This is a genomic window from Xanthobacter sp. NM-25 (assembly GCF_022138605.1).
In the GTDB taxonomy this organism is placed as follows: Bacteria; Pseudomonadota; Alphaproteobacteria; order Rhizobiales; family Xanthobacteraceae; genus Xanthobacter.
The window spans coordinates 302,929-322,569 of the sequence record NZ_JACBFS010000004.1; the positions used below are offsets into that span (position 1 = coordinate 302,929).

The following is a 19,641-nucleotide window of genomic DNA, read 5'->3' on the forward strand; positions in this document are numbered from 1 at the left end:
AATTTGATCGGCACCCGCATAGCATCACCGTCCGAGAGGGACCCTCCCGGCGGAGGGTGATGCTGGCGGTGGCGCTCATGGACTTTCTGATTCGCTTCGTTCCCGTGCTTCAAGTGCTGATCGGCGCAATTGTGGGCGCCCTCGTCGCCCTCTGGGCCGCGCAACGCGAGGAGGCGCAGCAGCAGTTCAATCTGGCGGCCTCCTGCCTCACCATGACCGAGCGCCTTGTGGAGCGCTATACGGGCCAAACGGTTCAGATCCAGGACATTGACGTTCGGGTAAACCTGCTGCCGATGGAATGCCAAAGCCGGCGACGGGCTATTCTCGACGCGATCCGGGCCGTGGCCGTGGTCCAGGCCAACGACACCTCCAGCGCCGCCACCCCCACGGATCGTCCGTCAACCGCCGACAGCGCCATGTGGGTAGCGCTGGGCTTCCTCGGCCCTGATGCCACGAACGTCGATGTGAATTTCGTGGGCGCGGGCGGGGCGGCCCTTAGCGCGCCGCCGCCGGCGGGCACCGTGCTGCGCACGAAATGGCAGGTCAATGTGCGGCCCGGCCCGGCGGATTGGAGCCAGGTGCTGCGCGTGCTTGAGCTCGGCCAGTGCTTCCAGGTGCAGGCCACCCGCGAACTGGCGGCGGGCAGCCGCCAGCAGACCTGGGCGCGCGGCGTGCCGGTGCCCTGCCCGGCGCAGAAATAGCGGCGGCACAACCCAGCCCCGCCTTCGCCTCGCTTTTGCAAACCGCTCTTTCCGGCTAAAGGAGGCGCCAACTCCCTGCAGTCGGAAAGCCGCCGCCCCATGACCGTTCCCGCTCAAGACACCGTCCTCATCATCGATTTCGGCAGCCAGGTGACGCAGCTCATCGCCCGCCGGGTGCGTGAGGAAGGCGTCTATTCGGAGGTGGTTCCATTCCAGAAGGGCGCGGAGGCCATCGCCCGGCTGCGGCCCAAGGCCATCATCCTCTCCGGCGGCCCGGCCTCGGTCATCGAGGGCGAAAGCCCCAAGGCGCCGCAGGAAGCCTTCACGGCCGGCGTGCCGGTGCTCGGCATCTGCTATGGCGAACAGTGCATGGCGGCCCAGCTCGGCGGCACCGTGGAGGCCGGCCACCATCGCGAATTCGGCCGCGCCGAACTCACCGTGAAGAGGCAGGTGCCCCTGTTCGACGGCGTCTGGCAGCCGGGCGAGCGCCACACCGTGTGGATGAGCCACGGCGACCGCGTGACCGCCCTGCCAGCCGGCTTCGAGGTGGTCGCCACCTCGGAGAACGCCCCCTTCGCCGCCATCGCCGACGTGGCCCGCAAGTATTACGGCGTGCAGTTCCATCCCGAGGTGGTGCATACTCCCGATGGCGCCCGCCTGCTCTCCAATTTCGTGCGCAAGGTGGCGGGGCTGGAAGGCACCTGGACCATGGGCGCGTTCCGCGAGCGGGCCATCGCCCAGATCCGCGCGCAGGTGGGCGCCGGCCGCGTCATCTGCGGTCTGTCCGGCGGCGTGGATTCCTCGGTCGCTGCCGTGCTCATTCACGAGGCCATCGGCGACCAGCTGACCTGCGTGTTCGTCGACCACGGCCTGATGCGCAAGGGCGAGGCCGACGAAGTGGTCTCCCTGTTCCGAGGCCACTATAACATTCCCCTCGTGCACGTGGATGCATCCGACCTGTTCCTGAAGGAGCTCGATGGCGTCGAAGATCCCGAACAGAAGCGCAAGATCATCGGCAAGCTGTTCATCGACGTATTCGAAGCCGAGGCCAAGAAGGTGGGCGGCGCTGATTTCCTCGCCCAGGGCACGCTTTATCCCGACGTGATCGAGAGCGTGTCCTTCACCGGTGGCCCCTCGGTTACCATCAAGAGCCACCACAATGTGGGCGGCCTGCCGGCGCGCATGAACATGAAGCTGGTGGAGCCCCTGCGCGAGCTGTTCAAGGATGAGGTGCGCCTGCTGGGCCGCGAGCTCGGCCTGCCGGAGACGTTCGTGGGTCGCCACCCCTTCCCCGGCCCCGGCCTTGCCATCCGCTGCCCGGGCGGCATCACCCGTGAGAAGCTCGACATCCTGCGCCAGGCCGACGCCATCTATCTGGAAGAAATCCGTTTCGCCGGCCTCTATGACGTGATCTGGCAGGCCTTCGCGGTGATCCTGCCGGTGCGCACCGTTGGCGTGATGGGCGACGGCCGCACCTACGACCACGTGCTGGCCCTGCGCGCGGTGACCTCGGTGGACGGCATGACGGCCGACTTCTACCCCTTCGACATGGCCTTCCTGGGCCGCACCGCCACCCGCATCATCAACGAGGTCCGCGGCGTGAACCGCGTCGTCTACGACGTGACCTCGAAGCCCCCGGGAACAATCGAGTGGGAGTGATTTTTGCCTATCCGGACGTCGCCGAATTTGCGGGGCAGGACGCTATAGCGAACGGAAAACAGAAAATTCCATTCAAAACTATCGGTAGAGAGGCTGGGATTGGCGGTGCGGGTCCGCCCGACGAAACGCGCAGATGTTCATCAACGCCACATATCAAAGTACCGTCATGAGGAATGAGGCTCATGACGGTACTTTTGGTGAGGCCGCTCCGTATTCCGAGAGGGAAGGCCTTTATGTGTGTGGTTCGTATCGGCCACCATTTCGTTCGGGCTGAACGGGCGCCGTGAGACCATCAATCTCGGCAAATGGGCTCGAGGGGGGCTTTCGCTCGGTCGGGGAGGCACTTGGGACACGCCCAGGGATCGCGGAAGGAAGGCGCCGTTCGTCCGGCCCCGATTGTGGCACCATGCCGGCGCAACGCTCATCGCACCTCATGTCGCGTATTTTCCGCCACTTGCGGCAAACACATGCGACGCGAAATCTCTGCTCCGCAGGGGGGGCGACCCGGTTCAGGATTTTGGATCCACACAACCCATCGAATCGAGCTTTGCTAGCGTCGGGGACAGCGAGCTTCGTTCCAGCCACAGGAGAGCGTTCCAGCCTGATGCGCGCGCGGCAAGGATATTTGCCGGCATGTCATCGACCAAAAGCAAGTGCTCGGCCGGGAACCCTGAACGGGCGCCACCTGTTCGAAGAAAGCTCTATCGGGCTTGCGACACCCCAAAGCAGCCGAATAGAAGACGCCGTCACAATGGCGGGCCAAACCCAGAACCTCGACCAGATACGCCGCACGGAGGTGCTCTTGGTTGGTCGCGAGATAAACCTTTTTTCCGGCATCACGCTGCTGGCGGAGTTCTTCGAGAAGTTCAATGTTCAGCCGCGCGTCGTTTTCAAACCAGCAGGCAATGAAATCATCATAGGACAGATGCAGGGCAATCTTTGCCAATGCGGGCTTTAGTGCTCAGCCAGGCCACATCGCCCCACAACGATTTCATTCCAATACGGAAGGAATAACTCTCGCTGCAGGTCCACGACCGACAACCCCAGATCATCCTCGATGGTGGACGCCCAGGGCCTGCCATCTGAAGGACGGCCGCACACCAAGACGCCATCCACATCAACCATCAACGCGCTGAACAAAACCGATTGCCCTCCCCTGCCGCGCCTCTCCCAAAACCAGCGACAGCTTTCGTGAATCTAACCGTGCCAGCGCGGCTCGATCCACGCGCCACTTCGGGACCCTCGAATGCCCCAGCGGTCCCAGCTCGACGGGCTCCATCATCGCCGGTGGTTGCACTCTACCGGCAGCATCACCCAGGCGGAAGCCAATGAGCCGGCTGAGCCCGGGAGGTTGACCGCGGGCCATTCACGCATCGAGGGACGCGGGCGCCCAGGCCCCGTCGACGACCGGCCTGGCGGCGCGGCGCACCACCGGGAGCGCTGCCGCCAGATTGAGCGCCGAGAGGTGCGCGACCGCCGGCCGTTCCCACTCCGCATGCGATCCATTCTGCGGGATGCCCGCGTGGTGGACGACCACGTCCCGCCATCCGAGACGCGCGGCGAGCGCATCGGACAGGCGCTCCGTCTCTGCCACCTTTGCGCGGTCGCCCTGCACGACGAAGGCATCGCCACGCCCCTGTGCCGGAGCCGGAGCCACCTGCCACGCGAAGCCCGTCATGGGCGAGACGCGACAGCGACACCCATGCCCGGCGATGCGCCGGTGACCCACACGCTCTTTCGGTCCTGCCGCATGGCCGGGGCCCCAATCAGATCGCGCCGCCGTTGGCGAACAGCGTCTGGCCATTGATCCAGGCCCCATCGGGGCCAGCCAGGAAGGACACGACGGAGGCGATGTCGTCGGGCGTGCCCAACCGCTCCAGCGGCGCCAGTTTCGTGATGTTGGCGATGAGCGCGTCCGACTTGCCCTTGAAGAACAGCTCGGTGGCGGTGGGCCCGGGCGCCACGGCATTGACGGTGATGTTCCGTCCCCGCAATTCGCGCGCAAGAATAGAGGTCAGCACCTCTACGGCCGCCTTGGTCGCGGCATAGGCGCCATAAGCCGGCAGCTTGAGCTGGGTCACGCTGGTGGACGTGTTGATGATCCGCCCGCCCTCACCCATCCGCCGAGCTGCCTCCTGCAGGGTATTGAAGGTGCCCTTGAGATTGATCGCGACCATGCGATCGAAGGTTGCGGCGTCCATCTTCGCGATGGGAGCCAGCTCCATGACGCCGGCATTGTTGACCAGCACGCCAACTTCACTGCCGCGCGCCGCGATATCGGCGAACATGCCGGCCACCCCGCCCGCGTCAGCAACATCCGCCGCCACCGCGAAGGCCTGACCCCCGGCCGCCTCGATCTCCTGCACCACCACATGGGCGGCATCCGGGTTGGTCGCATAGTTCACCGCGACGGTGAACCCGTCCGCCGCCAGCCGCCTGGCAATGGCGGCGCCGATGCCTCGCGAGCCGCCGGTGACCAGCGCAACTTTGTTCTGCCCGTGTGCCATGTCATCCACCATTTTTAAAACGAAACGTAACGGAAAATAATTTCGGAAACGGGAATGTCAATTGCCTTTTTCCGTAACGCATCGTAACGATAAATTCATGACCACGCAGAAGCGCCTCTCCCCCCACCTCGGCCGCCCACGCTCGTCGAGCGCGGATTCTCACGATGCGATCTTGAGCGCCGTCTACGATCTCCTTCAGGAGATGTCGGTTCGCGAGCTGACCATGGAGAAGGTGGCCAAGCGCGCGGGCGTGGGCAAGCCAACCCTGTACCGCTGGTGGAAAACCAAAGCCGCCCTTGTCGTTGCCATGTTCAACGAGCGCATCGTCCCCGAACTCGACGCCCCTCAGGCGACCACGCTTGAGGACGCCATTCGCGAGAAGATCGACAGGCTTATCGCGGCGTTCAACGGTTTTTTCGGAAAGGTGATCGCAGAGCTCGTGGCCGAAGCCCAGAGCGATCCGGACGTGCTGACCGAGCTCAACGAATATTACATCAAGCCGCGCCGGGCGGGAACGGTCGAAGAGATCCAGAAGGCACAGGCCCTCGGTCTCGTGCCCCGGCATATCGATCCCGAGCTCGTGGTCGACGCGATCTTCGGCAGCCTCTATTTCAATCTTCTGCTGAAGATCAGCCCCCTCACCCCCGACTATGGCGACCGCCTGATGGAAAGTTGCAGAAAGCTTCTCGAACTCAACACGGCCTGAGCCCCCTCCCCCGACCGCCTTACAGATCCATTGAAGCGCGCCCATGTCCGCGCCGGTCCAAACCGGGGCAGCCCGCGGAGAGACGGGGACCCGCGGCGCGTTGCCGTCCCGGTCGTCAGCCACGATAGGCCGGATCGGGATACCTGAAAGACCTCAGCGCGTCACCGCTAGCCGACGGCATTGCAGCTGAACCCTGCGCTCCCCCAAACGCCAGGCCGCTCAAGCCGCGCTCGCAGCTGGATGCACCTTTTCCAGACCGCGACAGCCACTTTCCCCAAAGCACCTTCAATATCGAAATAGATGCGCCCAATATATGAACGTGCCGCCAGATCTGTTTGACAGTATTTTATACATATAGAACGCTACCAGTTTACCGTATACCGCACCCGACGAGCCGTGTCTCAATCCAATGCCAACGAAATGCAGAGGCGACTTATCTCCAGCATACACTCCCCCTTCGAAGTCTGGCGCCGACGGTCCCGCTTGTCTGTTGCCCACACTCAATGCGCATGATAGGGGTGGAATTGCCGGTGTGGGAGATCTTATTGTGCCTTTCAAAATTGCAGTGATCGGCGCGGGTTGGTATGGCTGTCATATTGCTTCGTCACTCGCCAGCATCGGCGTCGAGGTCGTCGTCTTCGAGCGCAACAAGCGGCCGCTCCACGAGGCCTCCGGCAACAATCAGTTTCGCCTCCATCTGGGGTTTCACTATGCCCGCCACCATGGAACGCGGCAGCAGTCTCGCGACGGCTTCCTGCGCTTCATTGAGCGCTACCCCACGCTCTCGCGGCCCATTCCAGAAAATATTTATGCGGTCCCAAAGAACGACAGCTTGATCGACTTTATGACATACAAGTTGATCATGACGTCGTCGGGCATCGATTTCGTGGAACTGCCGAATGGCCACCCGCTTCTGCACAATGTGGGCGGAGCGATGCAGACGCCGGAGCGTGTGCTTCTGATCAATACGGCTCGGGAGTATTTTACGCGGCGGCTGGGGTCCGCGCTCGTCCTCGACCATGAAGTACAGTCCATCCAGAACGGCGATGACGACGTCGAGATCGACGGTGTAAAATTCGATTATGTCATCGACTGCACCTGGGGGCACAAGACCCGGGTTCCGATGGATACGTTTTATGAGCCGACCATTCTTCTTTACTATGACACGAAAGAGAAATTCCCCGCCATCACCCTCGTCGACGGTCCTCTTGCCTCAATCTATCCGACGGAATCCGAGGGGCTCTACACCCTGTCGAGCGTTCCACATACGCCGCTCGGCATCTTCACGAGTTCCGACGGCGCGCGGGAGTGCCTCAAGGGGGTGTCGGCCGACCTGGTCGGGCAGAAGCGGGCGCTGATGGAAGAACAGATATCGGCCAACGTGCCCGGCTTCCGCGACGCCTTCGAGTTCATGGGGATCCAACTCGCGATCAAGACAAAGCTGCGCGGACGCTCCGACGATCGCAGTTGCTACGTGTTTCAGGACGGGCGCGTTTTCAGCGTCATGTCAGGCAAGATCGACACAATCTTCTTTGCCACCGAGCGGATCCTCTCAATCCTGGAAGCGGAGCACTCGATCGATTCGATCGATGTGAGCCACTCGCTCAGGCACGATATCCGTTCGTGAGGGTATGATGATCTCGACCACCAACGCTTTGATCGGCCATACGGGCTTCGTGGGGAGCCACCTGCGCGAGGCCCTGCCCTTTGGTGCGCACTACAACTCGCGCAACATCGGGGATATTCGCGGTCGGCAGTTTGATACCGTCGTGTGCGCTGGCGTCTCCGCCGTGAAGTGGCTTGCGAACAAGGAGCCCGAAAAGGACCGCGCTGGGATCGAGGGCCTGATGCGCGAGCTCGAGACCATTACCGCTAGGCGCTTTGTGCTGATCTCGACTGTGGATGTCTATGCGCAGCCCCTGGGCGTGACCGAGGCCGATGCCGCAGACAGCACCCAACCCTACGGGAAGCACCGCGCGGAACTCGAGGCGTGGATCGCGGAGAAATTTGCCGATCACGTCGTGGTCCGCCTCCCGGCCCTATTTGGTAAGGGTTTGAAAAAGAATGTTATTTTTGATCTCATGAACGACAATCTTGTCAGTCAGATCAATCCAAACACGTTTTTTCAGTGGTACGACCTCGCCCGTTTCCCCGGTGATCTGACGCGGATCCTCGAGTCCGGCCTCAAGCGGCTCAACATCGCCGTCGAGCCGGTACACACCCAGGCGATCGTCGACCGTTTCTTCCCCGGAACCGTGCTCGGCACTCCTTCCGCCGATCCGATCAGCTACGACATGCGGACGCGACATTCTGATGTCCTCGGCAGCACGGGCCCCTACCACGTGGCGCAGGACGAGGTTTTTGCGGACCTCCAGACATTTCTGAACGGACCGAAGGCATGAGGCTCTCACTCTCCAATCTCGCGCTGCCGCAGCAGACGGGAGCCGACAAGATCGCACGGCTCGCCGAGAAGGGGCTGCGTGGCGTCGAAGTCGCGCCCACGCGCATCGCCCCCTGGGGTGAACTCAACGACACGATGCTCACTGAATACCGCAGATCTCTCGCCGGGGCGGAGATCTCGGTTTCGTCGCTTCAGGCCATCTTTTTCGGCGCCGAAGGCATCGCGCTCCTTCAGGACGTCGAGTCGTTCGAGCGCATGGCGGCGCATTTGCGGAGGGTGGCCGCGGCCGGTGCAGCCCTTGGCGCGTCGGTCCTGGTGTTCGGCGCCCCCAAGCAGCGCAGCCGTTCGGGCCTTGCCGAAGAGGCGGCGTTCGATCTCGGCATAGCGCGCTTCCGACACCTCGCGGAGATCGCCGACGCGCAGGGCCTCACCATCGGGCTGGAGCCGGTGCCGGCGGCCTACAATGGCGACTTCCTGTGCACTTGGCAGGAGGTGGACCGCATGGTCCGTGCCGTCAACCACCCGGGGCTCCGCGTGCACCTCGACACGGGCTGTGTGCTGCTGGGCGGTGGAGACATCGGCGAGGCGGTGAAAGCGACCGCCGACAGGCTGTGTCATTTTCACATCGCCGAACCCAAGCTGGCAACCTTCGTCCAGCCTGTGGGCCATCACGCCGTGGCGGCCAACGCGCTGCGGGATATCGGCTATTCCCGCTGGGTGGCGATCGAGATGCTGGAAGCGCCGTCGCAACCGATGGCGGCCATCGAGCAGGCCGTGGAGTTCGCGGCGGCAACATATCCCATCCAAACGGCGGCTTGACGCACTGCGTCGACACGCCTACCTCCCGCTGAGGGGAACTTGTGCGACGTGGCTGCCGGTTTCGATGAAGGGTCGGGCGCCTTCCTTGTCGCGCGCGGCGGCGGTCTCCATCGAATGGATCAGCACATGAAGATCTTCCACACCCGCGACATCAGCTTCAACGACGCCGTGCTGCGCATCCGGTATCCGGACCGCGTGGTGGAGCGCGAGGTCGGCCCGGGACTACCTGCGCTGGGCCCCGGCTGGCAAGCGGTGTCGGCGGTCTGCCTCGGCGGAGTTCTCCATTGCGTGCGCCTGTCGGCGGGTACACGCTCCGCCTATTGGTACCTCGATGAGCGCCTCAAGCTGACCTTCAACAAGACCGACGACCTGCTCTCCCGCTTCCGCATCCCGGAAACCCGAGCGTCCCTGCTCGCGGCGACCTTTGACGATATCGAAACCGAGGCACCGCTCCACGCCGCCATGAGCGACGTCGTCGACCTCCTGCGAGAATTCTCGGGCGCGGTCATGCAGGTTCCCGGTGCTGCGGCCCGCGTGTCGGTCAACCCCAAAGATGCGCCGATGGTGGCGCGCGCGCACGCGGCCATGCTGCAGCTCAACCGCCAGGACCCGGACACGCCGGAGGAACTGGGCGGCGAGATCGTTTCCGACGCGGCATTTCGGCGTGGCTTTGTCGAGGCCGAACATCCGGCAGGCGGCACGCTCCGAATTGATTACTTCCTGCCCTATGCGAATTTCTGGTATATTGGCTTTTCAGCCGACCTTGCAGTCTCCTATTGCACGCTGGTGACCCTCCACACCAAAGTCACCGAGGGTATTTTCGACACGCGTGAGAATAAACTCTATGCGAAGCAGGATTTTCGCAATAATAGCGGATCGACGCGCCTCTCCGACAGCGACATTGCCTGCATCCGGCTGATCCGCCAGTATCTTTACCCGGCCCTGCGCAATCGCCGTGCTGAAGCGCCGCTGGCTGGACTGATGTTCCGCGAGAACCATATCGGCCATTACATCTGGAATGAATTGTCCTGCGTCGACACCGTCGTGCGGAGCGGCCGAACGCCCGCAATCTTCACCTATCCCAGCTCCGAAGAACCGATCTATCCTGTAGACGACATCTTTCCGGAAGCACGGGGGAATGTGCACCGGGGCGCCTGCGGCTTGGCCGACGTCGCCGCTGCGGCCTGCCAGGGCGTGGCCTTCTTTCCGTTCCAGGCCTACCGGATCACCCAGTCCCTGGCCGACCGGGTTCTTCGGCTCGCGTTCGATCACGAAAGGGCGTTCGCGGCGCAACTTGAGGCGGAGAAGGCGGATGCCACGGTCCTGCTCATCGGCCTGCGGCTTGAAAACCGCTGTTGGCGGCGCCAGGGCGAGGGGTATGCCGAACTCATCCGACGCCTGTCGGCCATTCCCAATCGCCGTTTCCTTGTGCTGTTCGATGGACACAATTTTCAGGCGGGGGCCAACAAAGGTTTCGTGCGAAGCTTCAATGAACGGTTGATACAAGGCGATCACCTGCCCTCCATCGTGCGGGAAGAGATCGAGCTGGTGAATTCCGTGATCCAGCAGGCGCAGGCCGACGGGGTGACCAACGTGGCCGTGCGCAATCTCGTTCCGTGCACCATGGGCACCAGTATCGTCGCAACAAAGCTCTGCGATTATTTCGTCACGCATTGGGGTGCTGGCCTCGCCAAATATAAATGGATCGCCAACGCGCCGGGCGCCGTCATTTCCTCCGCCTCGGTCCTGAACACCAAAGCGGACCTTCGAATCTACGATATCGAGCGGTTTCGCGAGCACCCGCTGGCGTTGGATTATTTTCCCGCTGAGCTGGTGCACGCGCTCGGCAACGAGAACAATCTCATCCGAAGCGCCGCCGAAGAGCGGGGCGACTTCGATATCGACCCGGGCCTGTTCGCCGAGTTTGTCATCTCCAAGCTCCCCTCCCGCTGAAGGGCGCCAGCCGGGCGCGGTCTTCAGCGCCGCGGGGGTATTCCACAAGCGCCGTCCTCTCGCCGTCGCCGGCAGGATGTCTGCGACGACGGCCGGGCCGCGTCGGACGAGACAGGAAGGGCCACTTGACCTGCGGTCATTCGGCACGCGGGGGTGGATCTTTCAAATCCGGCGTCGCCATGCTATGGAGATGATAGCAGGTTTTATTCAACATGAAGTGATAAAGCGCGACGATGCCGGATGAAGGCGATAGTACAGGCGATTGTCGATACCGAACGAGGCTGACCTCCGAAAGTAGAGGCCGGCCTCATACTTCCCGATTCTTTCATATGGCGAATGACCGCCTCGGATGCTTCATCCGGGGCTTTTTGCGTTTGCGCCCTCTCTAAAAGGTCCCCCTATGGAGTTCCTCGCAGATCCAAATATCTGGATCGGCCTCATCACCCTGGTGGTTCTCGAAGTCGTCCTCGGCATCGACAACCTCGTCTTCATCGCCATCCTGGCGGACAAGCTGCCGCCGCATCAGCGCAACAGGGCGCGGCTGATGGGCCTGTCGCTCGCGCTCGCCATGCGCGTGGTCCTGCTGTTCTCCATCTCCTGGATCGTGACGCTCACCCAGCCCCTGTTCGACGTGGCCGGGTTCGATTTCTCCGGGCGCGACGTCATCCTCATCCTGGGCGGCGTGTTCCTGCTGGCCAAGGGCACCATGGAGCTGCACGAGCGGCTGGAAGGCGCGCACAAGCCGAAGGACGGCAAGGTGGTTCACGCCGTCTTCTGGCAAGTGATCGTGCAGATCGTCGTGCTCGATGCGGTGTTCTCGCTCGACAGCGTCATCACCGCCGTCGGCATGGTGAACAACCTCTGGGTCATGATCACCGCGGTCTGCATCGCCATGGCGGTCATGATGGCCGCCTCCAAGCCGCTCATGGCCTTTGTCTCCAAGCACCCGACGGTGGTCATCCTGTGCCTCGGCTTCCTGCTGATGATTGGCTTCAGCCTGGTGATCGAGGGCTTTGGCTTCCACATCCCGAAGGGCTACCTCTATGCGGCGATCGGCTTCTCGGTGCTGATCGAGGCCGCGAACCAGATCGGCCGCCACAATCGCGAAAAGCGCATCACCACCGGCGACCTGCGCGAGCGCACGTCGGAAGCGGTGCTGCGCCTTCTGGGGGGCCGTGTCGGCGACCAGCCCCTCGGCGAGACGGTGGACGTCATCGCCGAGCAGGCCTCCCAGGGCGATCTCTTCAAGCCCGAGGAAAAGGAGATGATCCGCGGCGTGCTCGATCTCGGCGAGCGCTCCGTGAGCTCGATCATGACGCCGGGCAATGAGCTGGAATGGCTGGACCTCGACGAAAACCCCGAGGAGCTGCGCGCCGCCATCCGCAACCTCACCCACAGCCGGGTCATCCTGGCTCGGGACAGCGTCGACGATTTCGTGGGCGTCGCCATCACCAAGGAATTGCTCAATGCGATCATCGACGGCCAGCCGATCGACTGGGCCCGCATGGCGCGGCAGCCGGCCATCGTTCATGAATCCACCGATGTGCTGAAGGTGATGGAGCAGTTGCGCCGCTCACCGGTGCAGATGGCCATGGTGGTCGATGAACACGGGGCGCTGGAGGGCATCGCGACCCCCACCGACGTGCTGGAGGCCATTGCCGGCGAGTTTCCCGATCTCGGCGAGGAGGCGGCAGCCCTGGAGCGGCAGGACGATGGCGCCTGGATCGCCGACGGCTTCATCGACATCCGCCAGTTCAGCGGCACCACCGGATATGACCTCGTCGACGACGCCAACCGCTATTCGACGCTCGCCGGCTATATCCTGACCCAGATCGGGCATCTGCCGCGGGCGGGCGACAGCGTGGAGAAGGACGGACTGCGGTTCGAGGTCATCTCCCTGGACAAGCGCAGCATCGGCAAGGTGCGGATCTCCAAGGTGGAGAGCGCCGGCTGACACGGCGCCCGCGGCTGGAGGGGGGTATCCCTGCGCGCCGCCTGAAGGCGCCGGCGGCTTGTCCTCAAAAAGCAATCGCCGGCGATGCGTCCGCGCGAGCCTGTGGGCGCCGCCTGAGCTCGCGGGGCAGCGCCACGCGGCCGTGGTCAGCGGGCACGGGCCGGGCGCGTGGTCATGATGCACACGGAACAGCGAGGCCTTCGGGCCTGCTGGGCGCGGCACCGGCTCGGCCGGGGCGGCAAGGGCCGGTGCTGCGTCTCATCCCATCGTCGCGCCCGCGCGGCCTCAGCCCACCACCGCCTGGCCATCGCGGCGGGGATCGGAAGCGGCGGCGTAGCCTTCCACCGCCGGATCCCCCATGCGCCAGATGAACTGGCCGGCGCCGAAGTCCTGGTAGGTGTCGTGCAGCACCTGCACCTCGTGGCCGAGCGCCGCAAGACCTTCCAGCAGTTCGGGACTGTTCCCGGGCTCCAGATTGATGGTGAGGCCCTGGTCGAAGCGCCAGCGCGGCGCATCGCAGGCGGCCTGCGGGTTCTGTGCGAAATCCAGCATGCGCACCAAGGTCTGCACATGGCCCTGGGGCTGCATGTTGCCGCCCATCACGCCGAAGCTCATCACCGGCGCGCCATCCTTCATCAGGAAGCCGGGAATGATGGTGTGGAACGGCCGCTTGTGCGGCGCCACCACGTTGGGCTTCGCGGGATCGAGGCTGAAGCCGAAGCCCCGATTCTGCAGCGAGACGCCCCATTCCGGCAGCGCCACGCCGGAACCGAAGCCCATGTAATTGCTCTGGATGAAGCTCACCATCATGCCCGAGGCATCAGCGGCGGTGAGGTAGATGGTGCCGCCCTTCACCGGATTGCCCGGGGCAAAGGGCTGGGCCCGGCGCGGGTCGATGAGCCGCGCCCGCGCCGCCAGATAGTCCGCATCCAGCATCTGCGCCGCCGTGATCTCCATGGCGCGGGGGTCGGCCACGTACCGATAGACATCGGCGAAGGCGAGCTTGATGGCCTCGATCTGCAGGTGCTGGGCCGCGACGCTGTCGGCGGACAGGCCCGAAAGATCGAAATGGGAGAGGATGCCCAGCGCCACCAGCGCCGTGATGCCCTGCCCGTTGGGCGGGATCTCATGCACGCTGTAGCCGCGATAGGCCTGCGCCACCGGCTCCACCCATTCGGGCTTGAAAGCGGCCATGTCGGCGGCGGTCAGTGCGCCGCCGTGAGCGCGGGCGTTCATCTCCAGCGCCTCGGCGATCTCGCCGCCATAGAGGGCCGCGCCCCGGGTTTCGGCGATGCGCCGCAACGCCCGCGCGGCACCGGGCATGCGCACATGCTCGCCCACCAGCGGCGCGCGCCCCTTGGGCAGGAACACCTCGGCGAAGCCGGGCTGGGAGACGAGCTGCGGCAGGGTCGCGGCCGCCGCCCATTTGTGCTGCACATTGGTGGAGACCAGAAAGCCGGCTTCCGCGATGGCGATGGCGGGGGCCAGAAGATCGGCGAACGGCAGCTTGCCGAAGCGCTCGGACAGCGCCACCCAGCTCGCCACCGCTCCCGGCACGGTCACCGCATCCCAGCCGCGCATGGGCGGGTTCTTGGCGTCGGCGCCGTACTTGGCGCGGAAATAGTCCGGCGTCCAGGCCGCCGGCGCGAAGCCCGAGGCATTGAGGCCGTGCAGCTTCTGGCCATCCCACAGGATGCAGAAGGCATCCGAGCCGAGGCCGTTGCTGCAGGGCTCCACCAGGGTCATCACCGCCGCCGCGGCAATGGCCGCATCCACCGCATTGCCACCCTTCCACAGCATCTGCATGCCGGCCTGCGCCGCCCGCGGATGGGAGGTGGAGACCACATTGTTGCCGAATACCGGCAGGCGGCGGGAGGGATAGCCGGCGGTCCAGTCGAAGGAATTGGCCATAAGAAATCCTCGCAAGCGAGCCGGAAGGCTCGCGGATGACGGCTGAACCGGGCACCGAACGCGCCCCCCAAGGGGCGCCGCCGATGGGCGCCGCCGATGGGCGCCGCCGATCCATCGGTGAGGCAGCCGTGTATCGTCAAGACAGGACGGCGGGGAGCGCCGTGCTCAGCTGCCGAGCGCAGCCAGCTCCGCCACCGCCCGCGCCTTCAGGCCGGCCCGGTCGATCTTGTTGGTGGAGGCCAGCGGCATCTGCTCCACGAACCACACGCGACGCGGATGCTGGTAGGCCGGAGCGTTCGCCAGAACGAACTGCTTGAGCGCCGCCTCGTCCACCTCCACCCCGGCGCGGCGCACCACGAACGCCACCGGCTTTTCGCCCTTGATGTCGTCGGGCACCGGCACCACGCAGGACTGCATCACCGCCGGGTGGCTGTCCAGCACCGCTTCCACCTCGCCGGGGAAGATGTTCTCGCCGCCGCAGACGAACATGTCGTCGGCCCGGCCGATGAAATAGAAGAAGCCATCGGCATCGCGCCGGAAGACATCACCGGTGTTGTAATAACCATCGGCGGTGATGGGGGAGCGCACGTCGGGCCGGTTGTGATAGCCGAGCATCACCGCCGGGCTCTTCATCTCCAGCACCCCCGCATGGGGCGCGTCCGGCCCCACCAGGCGCACCTGAACCTGCGGATGGGGATAGCCCACCGAACCCATGGGGGTGGGCACCCCATCGGGATGGCCGGCGAACACAATGGGCCCGCCCTCCGTGGTGCCATAGGCGTTGATGATGCGCGCGTTGGGCAGCAGCTTACCGATCTGCTCCGCCAGGGCATCGGTGACCGGCGCCGAGCCCATGCGCACCATGCGCACGCCTGAGAGGTCCGCCTCGGCCAGCGCCGCCTTCTCCCGCAGCATCATGGCGATCATGGGCGGCACGGCGGTGAGGAAGGTGCAGCCCAGCCGGCTGATGGCCTCGATATAGGGCACCGCGCGGAACTGCGGCAGCAGCACCGCGGTGGTGCCGGAGGCGCAGGCCAGCACCGCCAGCGCCAAGGCGTTCATATGATAGAGCGGCGCGGCGATCAGCATGCGCTCGCGGCTCAGGTCGGTCTCCCCCATGCGGGTCCTGGCGACCCAAAGATGGGAGGCGTGGGACAGCAGCACGCCCTTGGGCCGGCCAGTGGAGCCGGAGGTGTAGAGGCTCAGCGCCGGCTCGTCGGCCGCCGGCGTCACCGGCGTGAAGGGGCCGGCGTCGAGCCAGGCCGCCAAGGTGCCGGGCCCCTCGCCGTCGAACGCCGCCAAGGCGACATCAGGCAAGGCGACATCAGGCAAGGCGACACCGTCGAGCGCGGCGCGGCGCTCGGCATCGTAGATCACCAGCTTGGCACCGCTGTCGGCGATCACATGGGCGATGGTGGCGGCGGGAAACTTGAAGTTCACCGGCACAGGAACCACGCCGGCCCGCATGGCCCCCATGAGCACCGCCACATATTCGGGACGGTTGGCGGCCAGGATGGCGATGCGATCGCCGCGGCCGATGCCGCCCTTGATGAGGCCCCGGGCCACCGCATCGGCCATCTCATCGAAAGCGGCGCGGGTCATGATGCGGGCGGTGCCGTCGAAATCGAGCCCGATGAAGAGCGGGCGGTCGGCCTCCTGCGTCCGGGAGACGAAATCGCCCAGGTTGAGGGGCTCGGTCATCGGCTGCTCCTGCAGGTCAGGGTCAATTGGAGGCCGGGCAGCAGCAGCGTGCCCGCGCGCGTGCCGTGCCGCTGCCAGATGGCGTCGCGCGATCCGTGGGCGCGGGCCTCCAGCTCGTCGAGATCGGCAAAGCGCAGATGGGTGGTGAGGAAGCGGGCATCCGGCCCCGCCACCACCTGGATCTCCGCATCGTCCAGCGGCACCCGCCAACCGCAAGGTTCCGAGCGGGCGATGGTGCCCACCGCCGCCGCGAAACGGATGGCGAGAGCCTCGGCCTCGGGGCTTTGCACCACGAACCGGTCGATGCCGATAAAGCCGTTGGGATGGCTCAGCCACTCCTCGCGCCACACCAGTTCCGGCGTGAGGTGCTGGCAGAAATAGACGCGCCCGCCGGGAAAGGCATCGGGTGGGAAGCGCACGGTGCGGAACCGCGCCTCCTCGGCCCGCCCGGCGATCTCCACCGGTCGCGAGAAAGCGACCGGTGGCAGCACGGTGAGCCCGCGGGCGGTGAGGGCATCGAAGGTGGCGTCCGCATCGGGGGTGCGGAACACCAGGCCGTTGAGGCCGAACGGGCTGTCGAGCACCTCCTGGCGCTGCAGGCCGCTCTCCGGCACGCCCACCAGCTCCAGGTAGGCGCCCGGCGTCATCATCAGATGATTGATGGAGCCCAGCGAGTGGTGCCCGCGCGGCGTGAGCGTGAAGCCCAGCGCCGCGAACAGGTCCGCGGCCGCGTCCATGGACTTGAGGGTGTTGATCACCACATGGTCGAGCGCGGCCACGGGGCGTCTCCCTTAACCCTTGGGCGGGATCATGTAGACCCCGCGTCCGCTGGCCAGGAGCTTGCCGGCCTCGTCCAGGATCTGCGCCTCGGAGACGCAGAGCTGGCCGCCGAATTTCACCACCTTGCCCACGCAGATGAGGTCATGCTGCATGGCTGCGCGGTGGTAATCCACCCGAAGGTCGACGGTGGGAACACCGCGGCCGGTCTTGGACACCAACGCCCAATCGGCGGTGAGATCCACCAGGGTGGCGAGGATGCCGCCGTGGGCATAGCCCTTGTCGGCATTCACCACCCATTCCGGCCGCCACTTGGCGCGCAGGCGGATGGTGCCCTCCCCCACCTCTTCCACGGTGAGGCCGAGCCACTGGTGGAACGGGCCCTTGAGCAGCAGGGCCTCGACCTGTTCCTTGGTCAAAGGAGCTTCAGACATGACGGCCTCTCAGGGGGTGACGACGATCTTGCCCATGACCTCGCGGTCACGGATCATGCGCAGGCCCTCGGCGGCCTCCTCGAGCGGCAGCACCTTGTCCACCACCGGCTTCAGCGACCCCTCCTGGATCATGTCCATCAGGGCGGCGAGGTTGTCGTGATAGAAGGAGTTGGAGCCGATCACCTGCAGCTCGAAGCTCCAGATGTAGCGCAGGTCTTCCTTGGGATCGTGGCCGGCGGTGGCGCCGCAGGTGAGGATCTTGCCGCCGCGCTTCACGCACTTGAGCGAGGGCAACCAGGTGTCGCCGCCGGTGAAGTTCACCACCACGTCGACGCCACCTTCATAGGTGCGGCGCTGGGGCTTGCCATACTGGCCGATGGCCCACTTGGAGAAATCGGTGGTGCGATAGTTCACCACGTGGTCGGCGCCCAGCTCCTTGAGGCGGGCCATCTTGTCATCGGAGCCGGCGCAGGCGATCACCTCGCAGCCCATCTGCTTGGCCAGCATCACGCAGCCCGTGCCGACGCCGCCGGAGGCGCCGAGGATCAGCACCTTGTCGCCGGCCTTCACCGTATTGTGGGTCACCAGCATACGGTGCGCGGTGCCATAGGCCACCGGCAGCGAAGCGGCATCCACAAAGCTCACGTCCGGCGGCATCTTGATGAGCTGGGCGGCGGTGACGGCGCAATATTGCGCCATGCCGCCGTCCAGCATCTCGCCCATCAGCCCCACCTTGGGGTTGAGGGGGTTCACCAGCACCCGATCGCCCACCTTCCAATCGGTGACGCCCTCGCCCAGCTCCACGATCTCGCCAGCCATGTCGAGGCCGATGATGACCGGTAGCGGCACCTTGATGCCGGGCATGCCCTTCACCGTGAACACGTCGTGGTAGTTGAAGGACGACGCACCGACGCGGATCACCACCTCGCCCGGCTTCGGGCTCGGCACCGGATAGTCGTTCACCACTTCCAGGCCGCTCACGTCACCGTGCTGCCGCAGCAGCAACGCCTTCATGGTCTTGGGCAGGGTGTTGGGCAGAGTCTCGGGCATTCCACTTCTCTCTGTTAGGTGGGTGTCTGGTGAATTCAGCCCGCCGGGCGATCGGGTCCCGGCGTCTTACTTGATGGCCTTGGAGGCCTCGTAGGGCGCGGGGTTGAGCGCCGCGTCGGGCAGGTTGCCCTTCACCACGCCGACGCTCTTGAACACCTCGAACTCCGCCTTCAGGGAGGCGATGGTCGCGGGGTCCATGGAGACGGTGTAGATGCCGTCCCACAGCGCGGCGTAGGCCTTGGCGTCGGTCTCGGGGATGTTGCCGGCGCTCATCAGGGCCTTGGCGACGGCCTCCTTGTCGGTCTTGCCGGCCTCATAGGCGTTGCGCATGCCGGCGATGATCTTCGCGGCCGCTTCCGGGTTGTCCTTCAGCCAGGCGTTGCGGATGAGGCCCACGCCCAGCACCGGCGGCGCGTCCTTGCCGGTGATCTTGGCCCACTCGCTGCGGAAGCTGGCCAGCTTGCGGACCTTCAGGTCCGGCAGCAGCGCCAGGGTCACGCTGCGCAGGGCGGCGGCGTCGATGTCCTTCTGCACCAGGAACTGGGCGAGACGGGAATCGTTGCCCGGCACCGCGGTGAAATCGCTCGGCGACATGCCGTAATTCTTCACCAGGATCGCGGTGGTGATGGCAGCGGTGGCGCTGCCGGCCGGCGACATGCCGATCTTCTTGCCCTTCAGGTCGCCCATCGCCTTAATGGGCGAGTCCTCCAGCACCACGAAGTCGAGCTCGGCCACCTGGGTGGCGAGGACGATGCTCATGGGCAGGCCGTCCGCCGTCACCGAGAAGGCGCTGCCGGCGCTGGCGCCGATGGCGAAATCAATGGCACCGGCGGCCATGGCCTTGGTGGGGGCGTTCACATCGGGGAACTTGACGTATTCCACGTCCAGCCCCTGCTTCTCCATGAACTTTCCGGTTTCAAGGAACGCACCGAAACCGAGGCTGACGCCCGAGCTCCAATAGCCGATCTTCACTTTTTCGGCGTGCGCCGGCGCAACAGACAGACCAACGGCGAACGCCGCGGCGAGAATAGCAAGACGTTTCATACCTTATCCCCTATCTAGAAAGGC

17 protein-coding genes are annotated in these 19,641 nt (G+C 65.0%); 9 read left to right on the forward strand and 8 right to left on the reverse strand.

The window, feature by feature from the left end:
• Positions 1-59 precede the first annotated feature (59 nt).
• The 3 genes from MEU52_RS13135 (at position 60) to MEU52_RS13145 (ending at position 3,318) form a co-directional block, all read left to right on the forward strand.
• Positions 60-701, forward strand: coding sequence for a hypothetical protein (locus MEU52_RS13135; protein WP_238122732.1), 642 nt, complete (start codon positions 60-62; stop codon positions 699-701).
• A gap of 99 nt (positions 702-800) precedes the next feature.
• Positions 801-2,360, forward strand: coding sequence for a glutamine-hydrolyzing GMP synthase (gene guaA / locus MEU52_RS13140; RefSeq protein WP_238122733.1), 1,560 nt, complete (start codon positions 801-803; stop codon positions 2,358-2,360).
• A 604-nt stretch (positions 2,361-2,964) separates the two neighbouring features.
• Positions 2,965-3,318: a hypothetical protein gene (locus MEU52_RS13145; RefSeq protein ID WP_238122734.1), complete on the forward strand. Its 354-nt coding sequence runs from the start codon at positions 2,965-2,967 to the stop codon at positions 3,316-3,318.
• A gap of 408 nt (positions 3,319-3,726) precedes the next feature.
• Here the strand turns inward: MEU52_RS13145 and MEU52_RS13150 are convergent, their stop codons facing one another.
• A complete protein-coding gene (locus tag MEU52_RS13150; RefSeq protein ID WP_238122735.1) occupies positions 3,727-4,038 on the reverse strand; it encodes a hypothetical protein in 312 nt (103 codons plus the stop codon).
• Positions 4,039-4,126: 88 nt separating this feature from the next.
• Entirely contained in the window at positions 4,127-4,867 is a 741-nt protein-coding gene (locus MEU52_RS13155) for an SDR family oxidoreductase (RefSeq protein ID WP_238122736.1), read from the reverse strand.
• Between the two features lie 97 nt (positions 4,868-4,964).
• Between MEU52_RS13155 and MEU52_RS13160 the strand changes: the two genes are divergently transcribed.
• The 6 genes from MEU52_RS13160 to MEU52_RS13185 all read left to right on the forward strand — a co-directional run bounded on the left by MEU52_RS13160 (position 4,965) and on the right by MEU52_RS13185 (position 12,700).
• Entirely contained in the window at positions 4,965-5,573 is a 609-nt protein-coding gene (locus tag MEU52_RS13160; protein ID WP_238122737.1) for a TetR/AcrR family transcriptional regulator, read from the forward strand.
• 532 nt (positions 5,574-6,105) lie between these two features.
• On the forward strand, positions 6,106-7,200 hold the full coding sequence (locus MEU52_RS13165; protein WP_238122738.1) for an FAD-dependent oxidoreductase: 1,095 nt from the start codon (positions 6,106-6,108) through the stop codon (positions 7,198-7,200).
• Positions 7,201-7,207: 7 nt separating this feature from the next.
• Positions 7,208-7,975, forward strand: coding sequence for an NAD(P)-dependent oxidoreductase (locus MEU52_RS13170; protein ID WP_238122739.1), 768 nt, complete (start codon positions 7,208-7,210; stop codon positions 7,973-7,975).
• Positions 7,972-8,793: a sugar phosphate isomerase/epimerase family protein gene (locus MEU52_RS13175; protein ID WP_238122740.1), complete on the forward strand. Its 822-nt coding sequence runs from the start codon at positions 7,972-7,974 to the stop codon at positions 8,791-8,793. Before MEU52_RS13170 ends, MEU52_RS13175 begins: the two co-directional genes overlap by 4 nt.
• A 126-nt stretch (positions 8,794-8,919) precedes the next feature.
• Complete coding sequence (locus tag MEU52_RS13180) at positions 8,920-10,746, forward strand: hypothetical protein (RefSeq protein WP_238122741.1); 1,827 nt, start codon at positions 8,920-8,922, stop codon at positions 10,744-10,746.
• Between the two features lie 400 nt (positions 10,747-11,146).
• Positions 11,147-12,700 (forward strand): TerC family protein, encoded by a 1,554-nt coding sequence (locus MEU52_RS13185; RefSeq protein ID WP_238122742.1) that lies wholly within the window; start codon positions 11,147-11,149, stop codon positions 12,698-12,700.
• 285 nt (positions 12,701-12,985) lie between these two features.
• On the opposite strand, the gene MEU52_RS13190 is transcribed toward MEU52_RS13185, so the two are convergent.
• The 6 genes from MEU52_RS13190 to MEU52_RS13215 form a co-directional block, all read right to left on the reverse strand.
• Entirely contained in the window at positions 12,986-14,611 is a 1,626-nt protein-coding gene (locus tag MEU52_RS13190; RefSeq protein ID WP_238122743.1) for a gamma-glutamyltransferase family protein, read from the reverse strand.
• A 165-nt stretch (positions 14,612-14,776) separates the two neighbouring features.
• Positions 14,777-16,312, reverse strand: coding sequence for a class I adenylate-forming enzyme family protein (locus tag MEU52_RS13195; protein ID WP_238122744.1), 1,536 nt, complete (start codon positions 16,310-16,312; stop codon positions 14,777-14,779).
• Positions 16,309-17,091, reverse strand: coding sequence for a VOC family protein (locus tag MEU52_RS13200; RefSeq protein WP_238122745.1), 783 nt, complete (start codon positions 17,089-17,091; stop codon positions 16,309-16,311). Before MEU52_RS13200 ends, MEU52_RS13195 begins: the two co-directional genes overlap by 4 nt.
• A 12-nt stretch (positions 17,092-17,103) precedes the next feature.
• Positions 17,104-17,523: a PaaI family thioesterase gene (locus tag MEU52_RS13205; protein WP_238122746.1), complete on the reverse strand. Its 420-nt coding sequence runs from the start codon at positions 17,521-17,523 to the stop codon at positions 17,104-17,106.
• A 9-nt stretch (positions 17,524-17,532) separates the two neighbouring features.
• Positions 17,533-18,537, reverse strand: coding sequence for a zinc-binding dehydrogenase (locus tag MEU52_RS13210; RefSeq protein WP_238122847.1), 1,005 nt, complete (start codon positions 18,535-18,537; stop codon positions 17,533-17,535).
• Positions 18,538-18,639: 102 nt separating this feature from the next.
• Positions 18,640-19,617, reverse strand: coding sequence for an ABC transporter substrate-binding protein (locus tag MEU52_RS13215; protein WP_238122747.1), 978 nt, complete (start codon positions 19,615-19,617; stop codon positions 18,640-18,642).
• Positions 19,618-19,641: the final 24 nt, after the last annotated feature.

Excerpts from the sequence above, each read along its gene's own strand:
- MEU52_RS13135 (WP_238122732.1), top strand. The coding sequence starts at position 60 with ATGCTGGCGGTGGCGCTCATGGACTTTCTGATTCGCTTCGTTCCCGTG.
- guaA (WP_238122733.1), top strand. The coding sequence starts at position 801 with ATGACCGTTCCCGCTCAAGACACCGTCCTCATCATCGATTTCGGCAGC.
- MEU52_RS13145 (WP_238122734.1), top strand. The coding sequence starts at position 2,965 with ATGCGCGCGCGGCAAGGATATTTGCCGGCATGTCATCGACCAAAAGCA.
- MEU52_RS13150 (WP_238122735.1), bottom strand. The coding sequence starts at position 4,038 with ATGACGGGCTTCGCGTGGCAGGTGGCTCCGGCTCCGGCACAGGGGCGT.
- MEU52_RS13155 (WP_238122736.1), bottom strand. The coding sequence starts at position 4,867 with ATGGCACACGGGCAGAACAAAGTTGCGCTGGTCACCGGCGGCTCGCGA.
- MEU52_RS13160 (WP_238122737.1), top strand. The coding sequence starts at position 4,965 with ATGACCACGCAGAAGCGCCTCTCCCCCCACCTCGGCCGCCCACGCTCG.
- MEU52_RS13170 (WP_238122739.1), top strand. The coding sequence starts at position 7,208 with ATGATCTCGACCACCAACGCTTTGATCGGCCATACGGGCTTCGTGGGG.
- MEU52_RS13175 (WP_238122740.1), top strand. The coding sequence starts at position 7,972 with ATGAGGCTCTCACTCTCCAATCTCGCGCTGCCGCAGCAGACGGGAGCC.
- MEU52_RS13180 (WP_238122741.1), top strand. The coding sequence starts at position 8,920 with ATGAAGATCTTCCACACCCGCGACATCAGCTTCAACGACGCCGTGCTG.
- MEU52_RS13185 (WP_238122742.1), top strand. The coding sequence starts at position 11,147 with ATGGAGTTCCTCGCAGATCCAAATATCTGGATCGGCCTCATCACCCTG.
- MEU52_RS13190 (WP_238122743.1), bottom strand. The coding sequence starts at position 14,611 with ATGGCCAATTCCTTCGACTGGACCGCCGGCTATCCCTCCCGCCGCCTG.
- MEU52_RS13195 (WP_238122744.1), bottom strand. The coding sequence starts at position 16,312 with ATGACCGAGCCCCTCAACCTGGGCGATTTCGTCTCCCGGACGCAGGAG.
- MEU52_RS13205 (WP_238122746.1), bottom strand. The coding sequence starts at position 17,523 with ATGTCTGAAGCTCCTTTGACCAAGGAACAGGTCGAGGCCCTGCTGCTC.
- MEU52_RS13210 (WP_238122847.1), bottom strand. The coding sequence starts at position 18,537 with ATGAAGGCGTTGCTGCTGCGGCAGCACGGTGACGTGAGCGGCCTGGAA.
- MEU52_RS13215 (WP_238122747.1), bottom strand. The coding sequence starts at position 19,617 with ATGAAACGTCTTGCTATTCTCGCCGCGGCGTTCGCCGTTGGTCTGTCT.